This is a genomic window from Methylobacterium sp. J-030, assembly GCF_022829545.1.
Lineage (GTDB): Bacteria > Pseudomonadota > Alphaproteobacteria > Rhizobiales > Beijerinckiaceae > Methylobacterium.
Map to the genome: position 1 here is coordinate 1 of NZ_JAKSYM010000075.1, position 337 is coordinate 337.

Below are 337 nucleotides of genomic sequence, written 5' to 3' on the forward strand. Positions count from 1 at the left end.
CGTGCCGCGGTTTGACAGCGCTGCTCGGTCGGTGGAGCGTGGTCAGGCCGCGGCCGCACATGTCCTTGATCACGCGATTGAGTAGGACGCCGGTCATTGCGGTGGCGCTGCCGAAGTCGACCTGAGTGTTCGGGAGTGGGCAGCGGTGATCACCTGCCAAGCCTGCCGCCTCCTGCTTGGGGTACAGCTCGCAGAACAGGTGGGTGAAGGGCTCGAAGGCCGGGCGGCGGCCCATGGCGATCAACCACTCCCGGAAGGTCGCCGCGTCGATCAGCGTATCACGCCAGAGCGCAGCCGCGATGGTCGGATAGCGGGCCGTGAGTGCGTGCAGGCTCTC

Annotated in this window: 1 pseudogene; it reads right to left on the reverse strand. The window is 67.4% G+C overall.

The features are described from left to right. Positions 1–337 (reverse strand): annotated as a pseudogene (locus MKK75_RS03985) (Crp/Fnr family transcriptional regulator); the annotation flags it as partial.